14 protein-coding genes are annotated in these 17347 nt (G+C 69.1%); 7 read left to right on the top strand and 7 right to left on the bottom strand.

What is annotated here, in order from left to right; all coding sequences use genetic code 11:
* The first annotated feature begins 10 nt into the window (after positions 1-10).
* The 4 genes from ACV530_RS06495 to ACV530_RS06480 all read left to right on the top strand — a co-directional run bounded on the left by ACV530_RS06495 (position 11) and on the right by ACV530_RS06480 (position 6831).
* The gene (locus ACV530_RS06495; protein ID WP_494331289.1) at positions 11-3889 is read left to right on the top strand and encodes a GH92 family glycosyl hydrolase; all 3879 of its coding nucleotides are present in this window, start codon (positions 11-13) and stop codon (positions 3887-3889) included.
* Positions 3890-4011: 122 nt separating this feature from the next.
* The gene (locus tag ACV530_RS06490; RefSeq protein WP_494331288.1) at positions 4012-4935 is read left to right on the top strand and encodes an FG-GAP repeat domain-containing protein; all 924 of its coding nucleotides are present in this window, start codon (positions 4012-4014) and stop codon (positions 4933-4935) included.
* A 94-nt stretch (positions 4936-5029) separates the two neighbouring features.
* Positions 5030-5959: an FG-GAP repeat domain-containing protein gene (locus ACV530_RS06485; RefSeq protein WP_494331287.1), complete on the top strand. Its 930-nt coding sequence runs from the start codon at positions 5030-5032 to the stop codon at positions 5957-5959.
* A gap of 41 nt (positions 5960-6000) precedes the next feature.
* Positions 6001-6831, top strand: a complete 831-nt coding sequence (locus ACV530_RS06480) for a helix-turn-helix domain-containing protein (RefSeq protein ID WP_494331286.1) — start codon at positions 6001-6003, stop codon at positions 6829-6831.
* 85 nt (positions 6832-6916) lie between these two features.
* On the opposite strand, the gene ACV530_RS06475 is transcribed toward ACV530_RS06480, so the two are convergent.
* Both ACV530_RS06475 and ACV530_RS06470 read right to left on the bottom strand, forming a co-directional pair.
* A complete protein-coding gene (locus ACV530_RS06475; protein WP_494331285.1) occupies positions 6917-8203 on the bottom strand; it encodes an alpha/beta hydrolase family protein in 1287 nt (428 codons plus the stop codon).
* A gap of 104 nt (positions 8204-8307) precedes the next feature.
* Positions 8308-9246, bottom strand: coding sequence for an SMP-30/gluconolactonase/LRE family protein (locus ACV530_RS06470; RefSeq protein WP_494331284.1), 939 nt, complete (start codon positions 9244-9246; stop codon positions 8308-8310).
* Between the two features lie 135 nt (positions 9247-9381).
* On the opposite strand from ACV530_RS06470, the gene ACV530_RS06465 reads away from it, so the two are divergent.
* Positions 9382-10233: an FG-GAP repeat domain-containing protein gene (locus ACV530_RS06465; protein WP_494331283.1), complete on the top strand. Its 852-nt coding sequence runs from the start codon at positions 9382-9384 to the stop codon at positions 10231-10233.
* A 275-nt stretch (positions 10234-10508) separates the two neighbouring features.
* Complete coding sequence (locus ACV530_RS06460; protein WP_494331282.1) at positions 10509-10901, top strand: hypothetical protein; 393 nt, start codon at positions 10509-10511, stop codon at positions 10899-10901.
* Between the two features lie 84 nt (positions 10902-10985).
* On the opposite strand, the gene acnA is transcribed toward ACV530_RS06460, so the two are convergent.
* The 3 genes from acnA to ACV530_RS06445 form a co-directional block, all read right to left on the bottom strand.
* Positions 10986-13700, bottom strand: coding sequence for an aconitate hydratase AcnA (gene acnA, locus ACV530_RS06455; protein ID WP_494331281.1), 2715 nt, complete (start codon positions 13698-13700; stop codon positions 10986-10988).
* Between the two features lie 262 nt (positions 13701-13962).
* Positions 13963-14670, bottom strand: a complete 708-nt coding sequence (locus ACV530_RS06450; protein WP_494331280.1) for an RraA family protein — start codon at positions 14668-14670, stop codon at positions 13963-13965.
* Between the two features lie 26 nt (positions 14671-14696).
* The gene (locus tag ACV530_RS06445) at positions 14697-15575 is read right to left on the bottom strand and encodes an NADP-dependent oxidoreductase (protein ID WP_494331279.1); all 879 of its coding nucleotides are present in this window, start codon (positions 15573-15575) and stop codon (positions 14697-14699) included.
* A gap of 176 nt (positions 15576-15751) precedes the next feature.
* Between ACV530_RS06445 and ACV530_RS06440 the strand changes: the two genes are divergently transcribed.
* Complete coding sequence (locus ACV530_RS06440) at positions 15752-16306, top strand: Uma2 family endonuclease (protein WP_494331278.1); 555 nt, start codon at positions 15752-15754, stop codon at positions 16304-16306.
* Here ACV530_RS06440 and ACV530_RS06435 read toward each other — a convergent pair whose 3' ends face one another.
* Together ACV530_RS06435 and ACV530_RS06430 are read right to left on the bottom strand one after the other, a co-directional pair.
* The gene (locus ACV530_RS06435) at positions 16307-16714 is read right to left on the bottom strand and encodes a DnaJ family domain-containing protein (RefSeq protein WP_494331277.1); all 408 of its coding nucleotides are present in this window, start codon (positions 16712-16714) and stop codon (positions 16307-16309) included.
* Between the two features lie 57 nt (positions 16715-16771).
* On the bottom strand, positions 16772-17284 hold the full coding sequence (locus ACV530_RS06430) for a DUF6624 domain-containing protein (protein WP_494331276.1): 513 nt from the start codon (positions 17282-17284) through the stop codon (positions 16772-16774).
* Between the last annotated feature and the right edge of the window lie 63 nt (positions 17285-17347).

Below are 17347 nucleotides of genomic sequence, written 5' to 3'. Positions count from 1 at the left end.
GAGGCAGGGAATGAGACCGAGACTCGGACACCGCCGCCGCATGCCCGCCCCCCGCGCCGCGGCCCTCCTCGTGGCCACCATGCTGGTGACGGTCTCTCAGATCGCCCCGGGCGGGGCCCTCGCGGCCCCGGGCGGCACTCCCCGCGCCGAGGGCGGCCAGGACCGCTTCAGCTCCTCCTTCGAGCCGGGTGAGCCACAGCCCGACTGGCGCGACACCGCCGAGACCGGGCGGGACGGACGCGCGAAGGCATCCGGGGTCGACGGCGGCGACACCAGCGGCATCCCGGGCAGCGTGACCGACAGGATCGCCGAGGTCCGCGCCAGCGGCGAGAACCGGGAGGGCGGCGAGGTCAAGGAGAACCTGGTCGACGGGGAGATCGGCACCAAATGGCTGACCTTCCAGCGGACGGCCTGGCTGGAGTTCGGATTCTCCGAGCCCGTCAAGGCCGTGCGGTACGCGCTGACCTCCGCCAACGACGCCCCCGGACGCGACCCCAGGGACTGGACGCTCAAGGGCTCCGACGACGGCCGGAACTGGACCGTCCTCGACACCCGCAAGGGCGAGGTCTTCGAAAAGCGGCTCCAGACCCGGGAGTTCTCCTTCACCAACACCGCCTCCTACCGGCAGTACCGCCTCGACATAACCCGCAACGGCGGCGAGGACATCATCCAGCTCGCCGAGGTCCAGTTCGCCACCGACCGCACGAGCCCCCCGCCTCCCCCCGGCATGCGCAGCTATGTGGACCACGGCCCGAGCGGCTCGCCCACGGCCAAAGCCCGGGCGGGCTTCACCGGCACCCACGCCCTGCGCTACGGGGGCACCCACAAGGCCCACGGGCGCGCCTACGCGTACAACAAGGTCTTCGCCGTGCACACCAGGGTCACGCCGCGCACCCTGCTGTCGTACAAAATCTTCCCGGCCATGCCCGAGCGCGACCCGCGCTACCCCGCCACCCATGTCGCCCTCGACCTCGCCTTCACCGACGGCACCTACCTCAGCGAGCTCGGCGCGCGCGACCAGCACGGAGCCCTGCTGACCCCGCAGGGCCAGGCCGACTCCAAGACGCTCTACGTCAACCAGTGGAACAACAAGGAGTCGCTGATCGGCTCCGTCGCGGCGGGCAAGACCGTGGCCCGCGTGCTCATCGCCTATGACTCCCCCGAGGGCCCCGCGAAGTTCCGCGGCTGGATCGACGACATCTCCCTCGCCCCCGCCCCGGAGGAGCAGGCACCCGCACACCCCTCGGACTACGCCCTCACCACCCGTGGCACCCTCTCCAGTTCGAGCTTCTCCCGCGGCAACACCTTCCCCGCCACCGCCCTCCCCCATGGCTTCAACTTCTGGACGCCCATGACCGACGCGGGCTCCCTGACCTGGCTCTACCAGTACGCGGCCGGCAACAACGCCGACAACCTCCCCACCATCCAGGCCTTCGGCGCGAGCCATCAGCCGAGCCCGTGGATGGGCGACCGGCAGACCTTCCAGGTGATGCCCTCCGCGGCGGCCGGCACCCCCGACGCCTCGCGCACCGCCCGTGCCCTCCCCTTCCATCACGCGCGCGAGACCGCGAAGCCGCACTACTATGGCGTCACCTTCGACAACGGGCTCAAGACCGAGATCGTGCCCACCGACCATGCCGCGATGATGCGATTCACCTTTCCGGGTGAGGACGCCAGCGTCATCCTTGACAACGTCAACAACCACGGCGGTCTGACCCTCGACCCCGAGCGCGGCGAGTTCAGCGGCTGGTCGGACGTGCGGAGCGGACTGTCAACGGGCGCCACCCGCCTGTTCGTTCACGGCGTCTTCGACGCCCCCGTGACCGCGAGCGGCAGGCTCCCCGGCGGAGGCGGCTCCAACGTCACGGGCTACTTGCGCTTCCGCCCGGAGAACACCCGCACCGTCACCCTGCGCATCGCGACCTCGCTCATCAGCGTCGACCAGGCCAGGGCCAACCTCGAGCAGGAGATCCCCGAGGACACCTCGTTCGACCGCGTCCACGACCGGGCCCGCGCCGCGTGGGACGCCCTCCTCGGCCGTATCGAGGTCGAGGGCGCGAGCCGCGACCAGCTCACGACGCTCTACTCCAACCTCTACCGGCTCTACCTGTATCCCAATTCGGGCTTCGAGAACACCGGCTCCGCAGACCACCCCCGCCCCCGCTACGCCAGCCCCTTCTCCCCGCCCACCGGCACCTCCACCTCCACCCGTACCGGCGCGAAGATCGTCGACGGCGAGGTGTACGTCAACAACGGCTTCTGGGACACCTACCGCACCACCTGGCCCGCGTACTCCCTCTTCGCCCCGCGCCAGGCGGGCAAGCTCGTCGACGGCTTCGTGCAGCAGTACAAGGACGGCGGCTGGACCACCCGCTGGTCCTCGCCCGGCTATGCCGACCTCATGACCGGCACCAGTTCGGACATCGCCTTCGCCGACGCCTATGTGAAGGGCGTACCCATGGACGCCGAGGCGGCGTACCAGGCCGCGCTCAAGAACGCGACCGTGGCGCCCGCGAATCCCGGCACCGGCCGCAAGGGCATGGACACCTCCGTCTTCCGCGGCTGGACGAGCACCACCACCCGGGAGGGGATGTCCTGGGCCGTCGACGGATACATCAACGACTTCGGCCTGGCGAAAATGGCCGAGGCGCTCTATGCCAAAACCCACAAGACCCACTACCGCGAGGAATCCGCCTACTTCCTGAACCGCGCGCGGAATTACGTCCGGCACTTCGACCGCCGCATCGGCTTCTTCCAGGGCCGCGACGACAACGGCGCCTGGCGGATGCAGCCCGACACCTACGACCCCCGGGTCTGGGGTTACGACTACACCGAGACGAACGGCTGGAACTTCGCCTTCACCGTGCCCCAGGACACCCGCGGCCTGGCCAATCTCTACGGCGGCCGCGCGGGCCTGGCGAAGAAGCTCGACACCTTCTTCGCCACCCCGGAAACCGGCGCACCTGAATTCGCCGGTTCGTACGGCGGCATCATCCACGAGATGACCGAAGCCCGGGACGTCCGTATGGGCATGTACGGCCACAGCAACCAGCCCTCGCACCACATCGCTTATCTCTACGACGCGGCCGGGCAGCCCTGGAAGACCCAGGAGAAGGTCCGCGAAGTCCTCTCCCGCCTCTACACCGGCAGCGAGATCGGCCAGGGCTACCCGGGTGACGAGGACAACGGCGAGATGTCGGCCTGGTACGTCTTCAGCGCACTGGGCTTCTACCCACTGGTCATGGGGCAGGCCGAATACGCCGTCGGCTCACCGCTGTTCACCAAGGCGACCGTGCACCTGGAGAACGGCCACGACCTGGTGGTCAAGGCTCCGGGCAACAGCGCCCGCAACATCTACGTCCAGGGCCTGCGTGTCAACGGCAAACCCTGGAACTCCACCGCCCTCCCGCACTCCCTCCTCGCGGCGGGCGCGACCCTGGAGTTCGACATGGGCCCGAAGCCGTCCGCCTGGGCCACCGCCCCCGACGCCGGCCCCACCTCCATCACCCGCGACGACCGGGTGCCCTCCCCCGACGCCGACGTGACCGTCCCCGACGGCTCGGCCCTGACCGACCGTTCCTCGCGCACGGCGGCCACCTTCACGACCGCCCAGTTCAACGTGGCCCCGGGCTCCCGCGTGACCTCCTACACCCTCACCTCCGCCGAGCGGGCCAAGGCCCCGCACGGCTGGGTCCTCGAAGGCTCGGCGGACGGACGGTCATGGACCGAAGTCGACCAGCGCGCGGGCGAGTTCTTCCCCTGGGACCGGCAGACCCGCGTCTTCGCCCTGCGCACCACCGGCTCGTACGCCCACTACCGGCTGCGGGTGACAGGAGGCGAGGCGACCCTCGCCGAGGTGGAGTTGTTGGGGTCGCCGGGTGCCGTTTGAGTCACGTTAAACACGTTGACAGGTGAAAAGGTTGTGAAAGGATCCACATAATGGTGTTGGCGCGCTTCGCTCCGGCGGGGCGCGTCGCATTGTGTTCACGATTTTTCATGGGGGGATTTCACGTGACCAACACCACCCGCCGCGCTCTGCCGCGTCTCGTCACCGCGGCGATCGCCGTCACCCTGGTCGGCGCGACCGCCGGCACGGCCCTGGCCGACAGCCCCGTCGCCATGCCGGAGACCGTCGCGCAGACCGTTCCGCAGAACGTCAAGGCCCTCGCCGGTACGGCCCAGCCCAGCAGCGCGGCTCCGCTGCTCGTCGTCAACGCCGTCAACAACAAGGGCGAGTACTTCGCCTACGTCCCCAACGGCAAGGGCGGCTTCAAGCCCCGCAAGGCGGCCTCCAACAACGCGAAGTCCCGTGAGGCCTGGAAGAGCTTCAAGATGGCCACCCAGGTCCACGGCACCTGGGGCGGCTACGCGGGCATGTACATGCTCCACAAGAGCAACCAGGCCTTCTACAAGTTCGACGGCGGCGCCTTCCAGGTCGGCTCCAACTGGGGCCAGTACGACACCATCCTGTCCCCCGGCGACCTGGGCGGCTCCAAGGACTCCGACCTCCTCGCGCGCGACAAGTCGGGCGTGCTCTGGGTCTACCCGGGCAAGATCTCCGGCGAGCTGGGGGCTCGCAAGAAGGTCGGCGGCGGCTGGGGCCAGTTCACCGCGATCGCCGGCCGCGGCGACCTGACCGGCGACGGCAAGACCGACATCGTCGCCCGCGACAAGTCGGGCGTGCTGTGGCTCTACAAGGGCACCGGCAACATCAACAAGCCGTTCACGGGCCGCTCGAAGATCAGCGGTGGCTGGAACCAGTACACCAAGCTGGTCTCCACCGGTGACGTGGACGGCGACGGCCACAGCGACCTGCTCGCCGTGGACAAGAAGGGTGCCCTCTGGCTCTTCAAGGGCACGGGCAAGGCCTCCTCTCCCTTCAAGTCCCCGGTGAAGGTCGGCTCGGGCTTCAACGAGTACCGCCTGGTCTTCTGATCCGATCCCGGCATAACACCGCAGGGCCGCACTCCACGAACGGGGTGCGGCCCTGTTCTCTGACCATCCGTCTCTCCTGGGGGGAGAGTCCTAGATGACTCGCATCGCACAACGCGCCCTGTCGCACGCCCTGTCCACCGCCATCGCCGCCGCCGCGCTCGTGGGCATCACCGCCGGCACGGCCCTGGCCGACACCCCGTCCGACGCTCCGGCCACGCTGCGCAGCGCCCCGCAGCGCACCGTCGCGGGCTTCACCAAGCCGACCGCGAACGCACCCCTGCTCCCGGTCGAAGGGGTCACCGCCTCCGGCCAGTTCCGGGTGTACCGCCCCGACGGCAAGGGCGGGTTGAAGCTCGTCGACAGCACGGACGGCTCCTGGTGGCGGAAGACCAAGGCGGAGACCCTGGTCGACCACGACCGGGACGGCTACGCCGACGGCTCGTACTCCCTCACCACAAGCGGTGACGTCCTCTACCAGGGCCGGGCCGGCCACGCGTCCAAGGTGGCGGGCGGCTGGGGCGGTTACGACGTCTTCTTCAGCCCCGGCAACCTGGGCGGCTCGACCGGCTCCGACATCCTCACCCGCGACCGGTCGGGCGTCCTGTGGCTCCACCTCGGCAACAACAAGCTGCCCGGCAAGGACTTCGCCAAGCTCTCGCCCCGCATCAGGGTCGGTTCCGGCTGGGGCCAGCACACCCAGATCACCGGCCGCGGCGACCTGACCGGCGACGGCAAGACCGACATCGTCGCCCGCGACAAGCAGGGCGTCCTCTGGCTCTACCAGGGCACCGGCAACGCGAAGAAGCCCTTCCGTGACCGTACGAAGATCAGCGGCGGCTGGAACCAGTACACCCGGCTCGTCGCCACCGGCGACGTGAACGGCGACAGCCACGCCGACCTGCTCGCCATCGACGGCAAGGGCGCGCTGTGGCTGTACAAGGGCACGGGCAAGGCGTCCTCGCCCTACAAGTCCCCGGTGAAGCTCGCCGGTTCGGACTGGAACCAGTACCGGCTGCTGTTCTGACTCTCCTTACCGAGTGAGTGGTTCACACTACCCTCGATAGGGTGAACCACTCCAAGGACAAGGATCCATACGCGGATCCGCGCGCGTTCTACGGCTCTGAACTCTGCCGCTTGCGTGAGGCCGCAGGCCTTACCCAAGCGGCGCTCGGAGCGCTCGCATTCTGTTCCGGTTCGTACGTCGGGCAATTTGAAGCTGCCATCAGACGCCCGCAGTTGGAGTTGTCCAAGGCCTTCGATGAGGCACTCGGCAGTGGTGAGTACCTTCAGCGGCTGTGTCGCCTGGCGCGTAAGTCGAAGATCGCTGACTACGCCGTGGAATCCGTGGAGTTGGAGCCCAAGGCGAAGACGATCAACCTGTACTCACCCGTACTCGTCCCCGGCCTACTGCAGACAGCCAGTTACACGCACGCCATCAGCAGCGCTGCCAACCCTTTCGCCCCGTCAAGACAGCTTGAGGAATGGGTAGAAGCTCGGATGGCCCGTCAGCACCTCTTTGACGACCCATCCCACCCAGTGCACTGGTCGATCCTGCCTGAGTCGACCCTGCCGGCTCACATCGGCGGCCCGGCCGTGATGCGTGAACAGCTCCGCCACCTGACTGATATGGCTCAGCGGTCCCGAGTGGTGGTTCAGGTGCTCCCGTTCGCCCGCATGTCCGAAGCGTTCATGGACAGCATGGTCCAGCTCATGGACTTCCGTGAGGGGCCGGCTGTCGCTTACACCGAAGGAGCGTGCTCCGGACAACTCATCGAGGACCCGGAACTCGTAGAACGCACTTGGCAGCGCTTTGACCTCGTCAGAGCTGTTGCTCTTCCACCAGCCGCGTCTCTTGAGCTCCTTGAGTCCGTAGCGAAGGACTTCGCAGCGCTGTGACCCATGCCGACACTGATCGAGTACCGGACGAGGGCCGCGCCCTCACATTCCAGACCGCAAGCTGGGCGTCCTTCATCAGTCGGACTCAATGACTCCGGACGCTGATCCGCATCTCCGGGAAGCGGGACGAACGCCCATCCAGCAGCCGGTCGTTGTGGCCCCGCAGGAACCGGTCGAGGAACGAGGCGACATAGGCCCGCGTGGCCTCGACCGCCCGCCACGGCCGTACGGTGCCGATGTCCTTGCGTACCGTCCCCCAGGACACTGCGTGCTGCCGGGCGGCCTGGGGCAGCAGCGGTGCCGCGTCCGTATAGGCGCCATGCTCGGAAGCGGTCAGCGTGAGGTCACCGCGCCAGCCGTGCGAGTGTTGCCACAGTGACTTCCAGGAGGGCTGGCGCTGGTACGGACCGGAGTCGGCGGCGTCCGTGCCCATCAGCAGGAAGGGCCGGTCCAAGCCCTCCCGTGAAACCTCGCTGAGGTGGCTTCCGGTGCCGTCCGGGCCGGGAAAGGCCAGCGTCCCGTCCATATCGACGGCGGCCTTGATCCGGCGGTCGTCATGCATCGCCTGCAGGGCGGTGAAGCCGCCCGCCGATTGCCCCACCATGGCGATGTTCCGCAGGTCCATGGCTTGGGCCAGCCCCCGCGGCAGCCGGCCGCGCAGGCCGCGGTCGCCCAGCCGGTCCAGGACGAAACGGGTGTCGTCCACCCGCGCCTTGAGCGCCTTGCGCAGCAGCGCCCCCACATCGGTACCTGGTTTGCCGACGAAGCCGGGCAGTACCGAGGTCGCCAACCTGCCGTGGTCCAGGGCGACTTCCGAGGAGTCATAGGTGTGGTCGACGGTGACCACCACATAACCGCGCGAGGCCAGCTCCTCCACCAGTGTGGTGTTCCAGGTGCGGGGGTCGCCCAGCCCGGCGGAGTAGAGCACCACCGGACGCGCACCGGTGTCGCCCGCCAGGGGTGCGTTCTGGCGGGCATGGGTCCGGATGGCCGTCCAGTCCACAGCCCCGGCCGGCACGCCGTAGTTGCGGTGCCCGGCGCCGTCCTTGGAGCCGAAGTGCAGCGCCGCGTCACGCCTCATCTGTGGCACGGTGCGGCTGTTGGCGCCACCGCGCGCCGCCGGATACCAGAAGCTCACCGCCACCTGGCGATGGCCGTGCTCGGGGTGCCAGGGGTCCTTACGGGCCGGGTCGGTGAACTGCCGGGTGACCGTCCCCACCGCGTACGGTCCGGTGGGCTCGGGCAGCCGCACCCGGGCGGAGACGCCGACGGCACCGGCGGCGGGAGCGATGGCCTCCAGCGCCGCGCAGAGCGCCAGGGCGCACATCGCGACGGCGGCCCTGCGCCTCAACTGACTACCCTTGTGCGACATTTCCGTTCCTCCCGCGAGGTGACCGACGCCAGGACTCTAGGGATCGGGAACCGGCGGGCGCGCCCTACTCGGGTGCCAATTCCCCACTGATACTCCGGTATGAGTCAGCCGACCGTCACCTTCACGATCCGGCCGGACGCCTCCGTCACGAACAGGTCGTGGCGCGGGTCGTTGGTGCCGAAGCCGCGGGGGATGCGGACGCTGGTGGGCATGTGCAGGCCGGTCACCAGGATGCAGGAGTGGCCGGTGGACGGGTTCACGCGGATGAGTTCGCCGTCGCGCCATGAGGCGACGACCAGTTCGCCGTTGACGTAGGCGAGGTCGTCGAGGAGCTTCAACTTCAGTGGGTTGGAGCTGAGTTCGGTGATCGTGGTGTGGTGTGCAGGGTCGTTCAGGGGGACGCGTACGACCGGAGACGTGGTGCTGGTGACGACGCTCGCGTAGAGCTGGTCCCCGGCGATCTCCAGCCCGTTGGTGCCGAAGACGTTCGCGGCCCGCGTCCACTTCTCGTCCCTCGTGCCGTCCGGGCGGATCTTGAGGATCCCGGTGGCGAATTCACGGCTGAGGTAGAAGTTTCCGTCGGCGTCGATCGCGAGGCCGTTGATGCCGGGGGTGCCGCCCACCACCTTCTCGGCCTTCGGCCTGGCGGCGGTCGGATCGAACCGCATGATGCCGCCGTCCGGAGCGAGCGGATTCACACCGTAGTTGACGTACATCATCCCGTCCGGACCGCGCCGGATTCCGCCGGGGCCGCTCACCTGGACGGTGGTCTTCAGCGTGCCGTCGGGGGCGTACCCCTCGACCCGGCCCTTGAGGATGTGCGAGACCCAGAGCATGCCGAGCCCGTCGAACTCCAGGTTCTCCCTCCAGTCGAGCAGCGGTACGCCGCCTTGCCGGAACACCTGCACGCGCCCCTGTTCCGCACACGACCGCAAGGCAGTGACTGCCGGTTTCCCGGCCGCGGTTGCCGGTGTCTGTAAGCCGCCGACCAGCAGCACGGATGCCAGACCTGCCGCGAAGACCGCCCCGCGCATACGCATCATCACGCGCTTCCTCCCCAGTCCGTAAGCAACTGAGAAGTAACTACCGGCAGATGGCATGCAGCGGCAAGGGCCGCTCTGCTTGCGCCCCAACGGCTGTGCGAGGATCGCAATGTACCTTCTTCAACAGGAGTGTCCGTGAAGCACCTTTCCCACCGCCGACGTGGACTGACGCGCCTGGCCACCGTGGCAACAGCCGTCACCCTGGCCGCCACGGCCGCAGGTACGGCCACCGCCGCACCCGGGCGACACAAGCCGACCCCCGCCGCACCGTCCTTCTTCCTGTCCGGGATCCTGCCGTCGGGCCAGATGTACGCCTACCTGCCCGACGACAAGGGCGGCTTCTACGAGCGGTCGGGCGCCTATGTATGGCCGCACTTCAGGTTCGGGATTTCGATCGACCCCGATCTGACCGGCGCCCAGGACGGCGCGTACCACGTCATGGACGACGGCAGGCTGGACCTCTGGCGCAACGGGCGCCTCAAGAAGGTGGCCACCGGCTGGGGGCAGTACGACACTGCCTTCTCACCCGGCACCCTGACCGGCGCCAAGCACCCGGACCTGCTGGCCCGCGACAAGCAGGGCGTCCTCTGGCGCTTCCAGACCAAGGCGGACGGCACGCTCGCACCGCGCGTCAAGATCAGCTCCGGCTGGGGCCAGTACAGCCAAATCACCGGCCAGGGCGACCTGACCGGCGACCGCAAGCCGGACATCGTCGCCCGCGACAAGCAGGGCGTGCTCTGGCTGTACAAGGGCACGGGCGATGCGCGGAAGCCGTTCGCGTCCCGCGTGAAGGTGGGTTCCGGCTGGAACCAGTTCAACAAGCTGGTGGCCACCGGTGACGTCGACGGCGACGGCCACAGCGACCTCCTCGCCCGCGACCCCAAGGGCAACTTGTGGCTGTACAAGGGCACGGGCAAGGCAGCCTCGCCGTTCAAGTCCCGGGTCAAGATCGGCACTGGCCTCAACCAGTACCGCGACCTGTTCTGATCCCCCTACGGGACGGCGTTCTGCGAACGCATGAGGCCGCAACCGCGAGGTCGGTTGCGGCCCTTGCCGTATCGGCAACGCGTTGTCGTTTGCGGAACGTCGGTACACGAAAGCCGTCACGATTCTTGTCCAGCTGGTGAGGCGCCGAACGCCAGGTGATCGTTTCCGGGCGCGAAGAGCTCCGCAGGCCGACTGACGCCTACCGTGAGTGCCGGGCCTTGGACGCACGGTTGTCCAGGGTCTGACTGTTGGCACGAACTGAGAGAATGGTGGACATGAACGAGGACGAGCTGAGGCGCCGGGTGGACGCGTTGGAGGCCCGTAGCCGTGAGCTGGAGGCCGAGATGGCGCGCCTGCGTGAGGACGCGGCGAGCTCCCGGGCTCTGGCCGGCATGGCCGATCGGGACGTCGCGGAGATGCGCACGACCATGCGCGGTCACACCCAGGTACTCAACGCGTTGCGCGAGACACAGGTTGAGCACGGCAAGGTACTGGATGCCCACACTAAGGCCCTGGAGGCACAGAGCCGCACGTTGCAGGGGGTTGCCGATGTGGTCGGCCAGCTCGTGGTGACCACGAACCAGCAGGGTGAGAATTTGAGCGCCGTCCTGGAGCGGCTGGACCGGATCGACGCCCGGCTCGGCGCGGGCGGCGCGCCCTCGAAGTAACCGCGCCCCACGACGAACGACGGCCCCGCAGGACCTCAACCAGGTCCCGAGGGGCCGCCGTCGTGTATCGGGCGCGCCGTGCCCTTACTTGCGGATCAGGCTGCGCAGCACGTACTGCATGATGCCGCCGTTGCGGTAGTAGTCCGCCTCACCGGGGGTGTCGATGCGGACGACCGCGTCGAACTCCACGCCCGTGTCGGTGGTGACCTTGACCGTGCGCGGCGTGCGGCCCTCGTTGAGCTCGGTGACGCCGGTGAAGGAGAAGGTCTCCTCGCCGGTCAGGCCCAGCGACTCGGCCGAGGCGCCCTCGGGGAACTGCAGGGGCAGGACACCCATGCCGATGAGGTTCGAGCGGTGGATGCGCTCGTAGGACTCGGCGATGACGGCCTTGACGCCGAGGAGCGCGGTGCCCTTGGCGGCCCAGTCGCGGGACGAGCCGGAGCCGTACTCCTTGCCGGCCAGGACGACCAGCGGGATGCCGGCGGCCTGGTAGTTCTGCGAGGCGTCGTAGATGAAGGAGACGGGGGCGTCCGCCTTCGTGAAGTCGCGGGTGAAGCCGCCCTCCGTACCCGGCGCGATCTGGTTGCGCAGGCGGATGTTGGCGAACGTACCGCGGATCATGACCTCGTGGTTGCCGCGGCGGGAGCCGTAGCTGTTGAAGTCGCGGCGCTCGACGCCGTGCTCCGTGAGGTACTTGCCGGCCGGGGTGTCGGCCTTGATCGCACCGGCCGGGGAGATGTGGTCGGTGGTGACCGAGTCGCCCAGCTTGGCCATGACGCGGGCGCCGGTGATGTCGGTGACCGGGGCCGGCTCCATCTGCATGCCCTCGAAGTACGGGGGCTTGCGGACGTAGGTGGACTCGGCGTCCCACTCGAAGGTGTTGCCGGTCGGGATCGGCAGGGCCTGCCACTGGGCGTCGCCCGCGAAGACGTCCTGGTAGGACTTGTTGAACATGTCCTCGCCGATGGCGTTGGCCACGACGTCGTTGACCTCGGCCTCGGAGGGCCAGATGTCCTTGAGGAAGACCGGGTTGCCGTCCGTGTCGGTGCCCAGCGCGTCGCGCGTGATGTCCACCTTCATGGAGCCCGCGAGGGCGTACGCGACGACCAGCGGCGGGGACGCCAGGTAGTTCATCTTGACGTCGGGGTTGATCCGGCCCTCGAAGTTACGGTTGCCGGAGAGCACCGAAGTCACGGCCAGGTCATGGTCGTTGACGGCCTTGGAGACCTCCTCCGGCAGCGGGCCGGAGTTGCCGATGCAGGTGGTGCAGCCGTAGCCGACCAGGTTGAAGCCGACCTTGTCGAGGTAGGGGGTCAGGCCCGCCTTGTCGAAGTAGTCGGTGACGACCTTGGAGCCCGGGGCGAGGGTGGTCTTGACCCACGGCTTGCGGGTCAGGCCCTTCTCGACCGCCTTCTTGGCCACCAGCGCGGCGGCGACCATGACGTACGGGTTCGAGGTGTTGGTGCAGGAGGTGATCGCGGCGACGGTGACGGCGCCGTGGTCGATCGTGTAGGTCGAGCCGTCGGGGGCGGTGACGGTGACCGGGTTCGACGGGACACCGTTGGCGGCGGCCGGGGCGTCGGAGGCCGGGAAGGACTCCTCGCCCGCCTCGTCGGCGGTGGAGACGTAGTTGAGGACGTCACGCTCGAACTGCGCGGCGGCGTCGGCCAGGACGATGCGGTCCTGCGGGCGCTTGGGGCCGGCGATGGAGGGGACGACCGTGGAGAGGTCGAGCTCGAGCTTCTCGGAGAAGTCGGGCTCGGCGGCCGGGTCCAGCCACAGGCCCTGCTCCTTGGCGTACGCCTCGACGAGCGCGACCTGCTGCTCGCTGCGGCCGGTCAGGCGCAGGTACTTGAGCGTCTCGCCGTCGATCGGGAAGATCGCGGCGGTGGAGCCGAACTCCGGCGACATGTTGCCGATGGTGGCGCGGTTGGCCAGCGAGGTGGCGGCGACGCCCTCGCCGTAGAACTCGACGAACTTGCCGACGACGCCGTGCTTGCGCAGCATCTCGGTGATCGTGAGGACGAGGTCCGTGGCGGTGGTGCCGGCGGGCAGCTCGCCGGTCAGCTTGAAGCCGACGACGCGCGGGATGAGCATGGAGACCGGCTGGCCGAGCATCGCGGCCTCGGCCTCGATGCCGCCGACGCCCCAGCCCAGCACGCCGAGGCCGTTGACCATGGTGGTGTGCGAGTCGGTGCCGACGAGGGTGTCGGGGTAGGCCTGGCCGTTACGGACCATGACCGTACGGGCCAGGTGCTCGATGTTCACCTGGTGCACGATGCCGGTGCCCGGCGGGACGACCTTGAACTCGTCGAACGCGGTCTGGCCCCAGCGCAGGAACTGGTAGCGCTCCTTGTTGCGGCCGTATTCCAGCTCCACGTTCTGGGCGAAGGAGTCCTTCGTGCCGAACTTGTCGGCGATGACCGAGTGGTCGATGACCAGCTCGGCCGGGGCCAGCGGGTTGATCTTCGCCGGGTCGCCGCCGAGCTCCTTGACAGCCTCACGCATGGTGGCGAGGTCGACGACACAGGGCACGCCGGTGAAGTCCTGCATGATCACGCGGGCCGGCGTGAACTGGATCTCCTGGCTGGGCTGAGCCTGGGAGTCCCAGCCGCCCAGGGCACGGATGTGGTCGGCGGTGATGTTGGCGCCGTCCTCGGTGCGGAGCAGGTTCTCCAGGAGGACCTTGAGGCTGTAGGGAAGGCGCGCGGCGCCCTCGACCTTGTCCAGCCGGAAGATCTCGTACGACTCGTCGCCCACCCGCAGGGTGCTGCGAGCGTCGAAGCTGTTCGCCGACACGACAGTCTCCTTCATTGCATGAATTCGCGTACTGCGGCAATCCTGCCGCGACAACGTCACGCCGATCCGTTAAGGTATGCCTAACTTAGGTATGCCTTAGTGGCGCGACAGCGGTACGCCTCTCGGCAGATATCTCGATGTCGAGATAACAGTAATACATCCCTGCGGATCGGTCATGCGCCGCCTGTCGGAGCGGCCGGGAACAACGGTCGTCCAAGACCACTGTGGGACCCGTCGAGCGCGCCTGCCACCGGAGTGCCGCTCATTCCTCGATGGCCCCGCCCATGCCCCGCAGATGTTCGCGGAAGGTCAGCGAGGGCGTCTCGCGGCGGCGGGCGAGATAGGCGTCGAACCCGAGCTGGTCGCGGAGAGAGACGCCCTCGTGGATCCGCCCGGCCTGCCGGCGTTCGGTGTCGCGGATCGCCTCCGCCGACGCGAGGAGGTCCCCGGCGCGGGCGGCCGGGACGAAGAGCACGCCGTCGTCGTCGCCGAGGACGAGGTCCTCGGGCCCCACCGTCCACTCCCCCACCACGGCGGACGTCAGGGCGTCCGCGGCCCGGTCGTCGAGACGCTGCGGTCCGGCGGGCAGCGCCCCGAGGCTGAAGACCGGGAGCCCGATCGCCCGCAGATCGGCGGTGTCGCGGTGCAGCCCCCAGATCACGATCCCCGCCAGCCCGGCGGCCCGGGCCTCGAGGGCCACGAGATCGCCGACGCACGCCTCGTCGAGCCGTCCGCCGTTGTCGACCACGAGCACGTCGCCGGGCCGGGCCCGCTCGAAGGCCTCCAGGAAGACGTCGACGCTGCCGGCATGACGTGCGGGAACCACACGCCCGGCCACCCGGCCGCCGGGGATCAGGGGGCGTACGGACGCGGGGGCGCACCGCACCGGGATGCGGGCTCGGATGCAGGCATCCGCGACGTGGGCCGTGGTCAGCGTCGCGAACCGCCGCCGGAGCTCCGCGTGTTCCATGCCGTACGCCTCCCTGCGTCCATGGCTCAGAAGGTGAGCAGGACCTTGCCGAGCAGCCCACCGGCCTCGAAGTATTCGTGCGCGGCGCGCACCTCGTCCAGGGGGTAGCGCGCGGCGACACGCAGCTTGAGCTCCCCGGCGTCCACCAGGGAGACGAGATGCGCCAGTTGGTCCCGGTTCTCCTGGACGTAGCTCTTGGACGCACCGGGCACGTCGGGCAGCGGGTGATCCGCGATGGAGACGTACCGGCCGCCCGCCGCGAGCGCCCGGCTCGCGTCGGTGCCCGGGGTGTCGAGGACGACCTGGTAACCGCCCCGCGGCAGCTCGGCCAGGTCGCTCCACACCTTCTCGGCACCCAGCGCACGGGCCTCGTCGATGTGTTCGGGGCGCGAGACCACCCCGTCGACGACCGCCCCGGCGCAGCGGGCGAGCTGGACGGCCAGCCCGCCCACGCCGCCCGCGGCGCCGACCACGAGGACGCGCTGCCCGGCGGAGATCCCGGCCTCCTCCAGCGCCTGGAGGGCGGTCACCCCGGCCAGCGGCAGCGCCGCGGCCACCTCCAGGGCCACCGTGCCCGGCGCCGCGGTCACCAGGTTCGCGGGCAGCACGACCTGCTCGGCCCAGGTGCCGCGCCCGGTGGCGATCTGCGCGGACATCGCGACCACCCGGTCCCCGGGCCGGAACCCGGGGTCCTCGGAGGCGACGACGACCCCGGCGAGGTCCCAGCCCAGGGTGGCCGGGAGCTCCGGACCCACGTCCCAGGCACGGGTCTTCCAGTCCACGGGGTTCAGACTGCTGGCCGCGGCCCGTATCAGCACCTCGCCGGGCCCGGGGACGGGCTCGGCGACCTCGCGGACGGCCAGGACGTCGATACCGCCGTGGCGGTCGATCCGTACGGCACGCATGGGTGTACTCCTTTGCACGCGGGGCAAGATGAGGCTCTGCGCCCCTCTGACGACTCGAGGACGCTAAAGCCTCACACCAGTGTCAGAGTCAACCTGTACGCGCGTCGCGATCTTCCCGCTTCGGCGGCGATTGCTGTAGATCCTGGACAGCCGTCATGCCGCTGTCAGGAGGACCGATGAGCACGCAGCCCCGCATGTACACAGCCGACGACCCCGAAACCGCGTTGAAGTACGCGATCCAGCACTTCCAGGGGAAGCGGGTACAGATCATGGAGGGGATCATCGACATCATGTCGTCGAGCTGGGACCACGAGAATGCCTCCCATGCGATCCGCGAACAGATCGAGCCTTGCCTACGCAAGCTCGAATGCCTCGCAGGCTCGGGAGACTTGGATCTGCCCGGCAGCCCCAACTGGTACGTGCCGGACCTGGCCGTGGTACCCAAGGACCTGGCGAAGGGCGGAGGGGCCCTGCTACCGGACCAGACGCTCCTGGTCGTGGAAGTCACCTCGGACTCCAACGGCGACACCGACCGGATCGTGAAGCGCCGCCGCTATGCCGAGTACGGGGCCCCCTTGTACCTCCTCGTGGACCGACAGGAGCGCTCCTGCACGCTCTTTTCCGATCCGGGCGAACTCGGTTACACGAAAGCCGACGGCCCGCACCCCTTCGGCAAGGCCGTCCGGCTTCCCGACCCGTTCGATCTCGACCTGGACACCAGCGAGTTCTGATTACTCCCGGCCGCTCCGCTCGGTCCGCCATGCGCGCACGACGTCGTCCGCGTCGAAGGGCGTCAGGCGAAGCGGCGGACCCTCCGGTGGGCGCCTGAGTGCTGCGCGGATCTTGTCGTTGATCTCCTCGATGATCCGCCGCACTTCGCGTTCCGTACCGGCCCGGTGCGCGGCCTCGAGGGCGTCCTCGGCCTCCTTGCGGAGGGCGAGCGAGGGCGGCAGGAAGCCGATCTGCTCGCGCCGCATCTTCTCCTTGACCCACCACATGGCGTCGTAGGGCGCCTCGAGGCCGGGAAGAGGCTTGCCGAAGCCGGGCAGTTCGGCGAACTCGCCGCGCTCGTCGGCCTCCCGGATCTGGCGATCGGCCCATGATTCGAAGCTGATGCCGGGTGGTTTCCGCTCGGTCATCGTGCTCCTTTCGGAGTCGGTCGTCCCCCTTCCATTGTGCACGGCCGTGTACAGCCCTCAGCGTGGGGCGTGCTTGGCCGTGTAGACGGCGAACGGCTCGATGCCGACTTCCGCGCGCAGCTCGTCGACGCGCTCGGGCTCGCGGCAGGGCCAGGGGACGGGGGCGCCGTCCCGGACGACGGCTATCTGGGTGCCGTAGATCTGCTCGTTGCCCTCGTTGGTCAGCAATCGGTCGCGCAGGAAAGCCAGTTCACGCGCCCCGGCCTCACCGGTCTCGACCGCTGCCGTCATCAGCCCGACCGCGCGGCGCTGGACGTCGAGCTGCCGGTCGGCGTGCTGGGCGACGAGCCAGGCGGCGCGGGCGGCCCCCTCGCCGACGCGGGTGACGGTGGGCCAGCCGGTGGCGGCCATGATCTCGGCGAGGCGGTCGCCGTGGCGTGCCGTCAGGCGGCGCCAGGCGAGCTGTTCGGCCACGTCCTCGCTGTGGGCCCAGGCCGTCGAGCGGTGGTCCTCGGCCGCCATGGCCAGCAGTTCCGCGGCGAGCTCCGCGTTCGCATCCGTGTGCGTCATCGTGTCCTCCCTCGGCCGCACCGTGCGGCCCGGGACCACGCTATGGGCTGTTGACCAGCCGGA

It is taken from the genome of Streptomyces sp. SX-6 (assembly GCF_059089585.1).
This window is presented reverse-complemented; position numbering and strand designations above follow the sequence as displayed.

Coding starts and splice junctions, on each gene's coding strand:
- ACV530_RS06495 (WP_494331289.1), top strand. CDS start 11: ATGAGACCGAGACTCGGACACCGCCGCCGCATGCCCGCCCCCCGCGCC.
- ACV530_RS06485 (WP_494331287.1), top strand. CDS start 5,030: ATGACTCGCATCGCACAACGCGCCCTGTCGCACGCCCTGTCCACCGCC.
- ACV530_RS06475 (WP_494331285.1), bottom strand. CDS start 8,203: ATGTCGCACAAGGGTAGTCAGTTGAGGCGCAGGGCCGCCGTCGCGATG.
- ACV530_RS06470 (WP_494331284.1), bottom strand. CDS start 9,246: ATGATGCGTATGCGCGGGGCGGTCTTCGCGGCAGGTCTGGCATCCGTG.
- ACV530_RS06460 (WP_494331282.1), top strand. CDS start 10,509: ATGAACGAGGACGAGCTGAGGCGCCGGGTGGACGCGTTGGAGGCCCGT.
- ACV530_RS06450 (WP_494331280.1), bottom strand. CDS start 14,670: ATGGAACACGCGGAGCTCCGGCGGCGGTTCGCGACGCTGACCACGGCC.
- ACV530_RS06445 (WP_494331279.1), bottom strand. CDS start 15,575: ATGCGTGCCGTACGGATCGACCGCCACGGCGGTATCGACGTCCTGGCC.
- ACV530_RS06440 (WP_494331278.1), top strand. CDS start 15,752: ATGAGCACGCAGCCCCGCATGTACACAGCCGACGACCCCGAAACCGCG.
- ACV530_RS06435 (WP_494331277.1), bottom strand. CDS start 16,714: ATGACCGAGCGGAAACCACCCGGCATCAGCTTCGAATCATGGGCCGAT.
- ACV530_RS06430 (WP_494331276.1), bottom strand. CDS start 17,284: ATGACGCACACGGATGCGAACGCGGAGCTCGCCGCGGAACTGCTGGCC.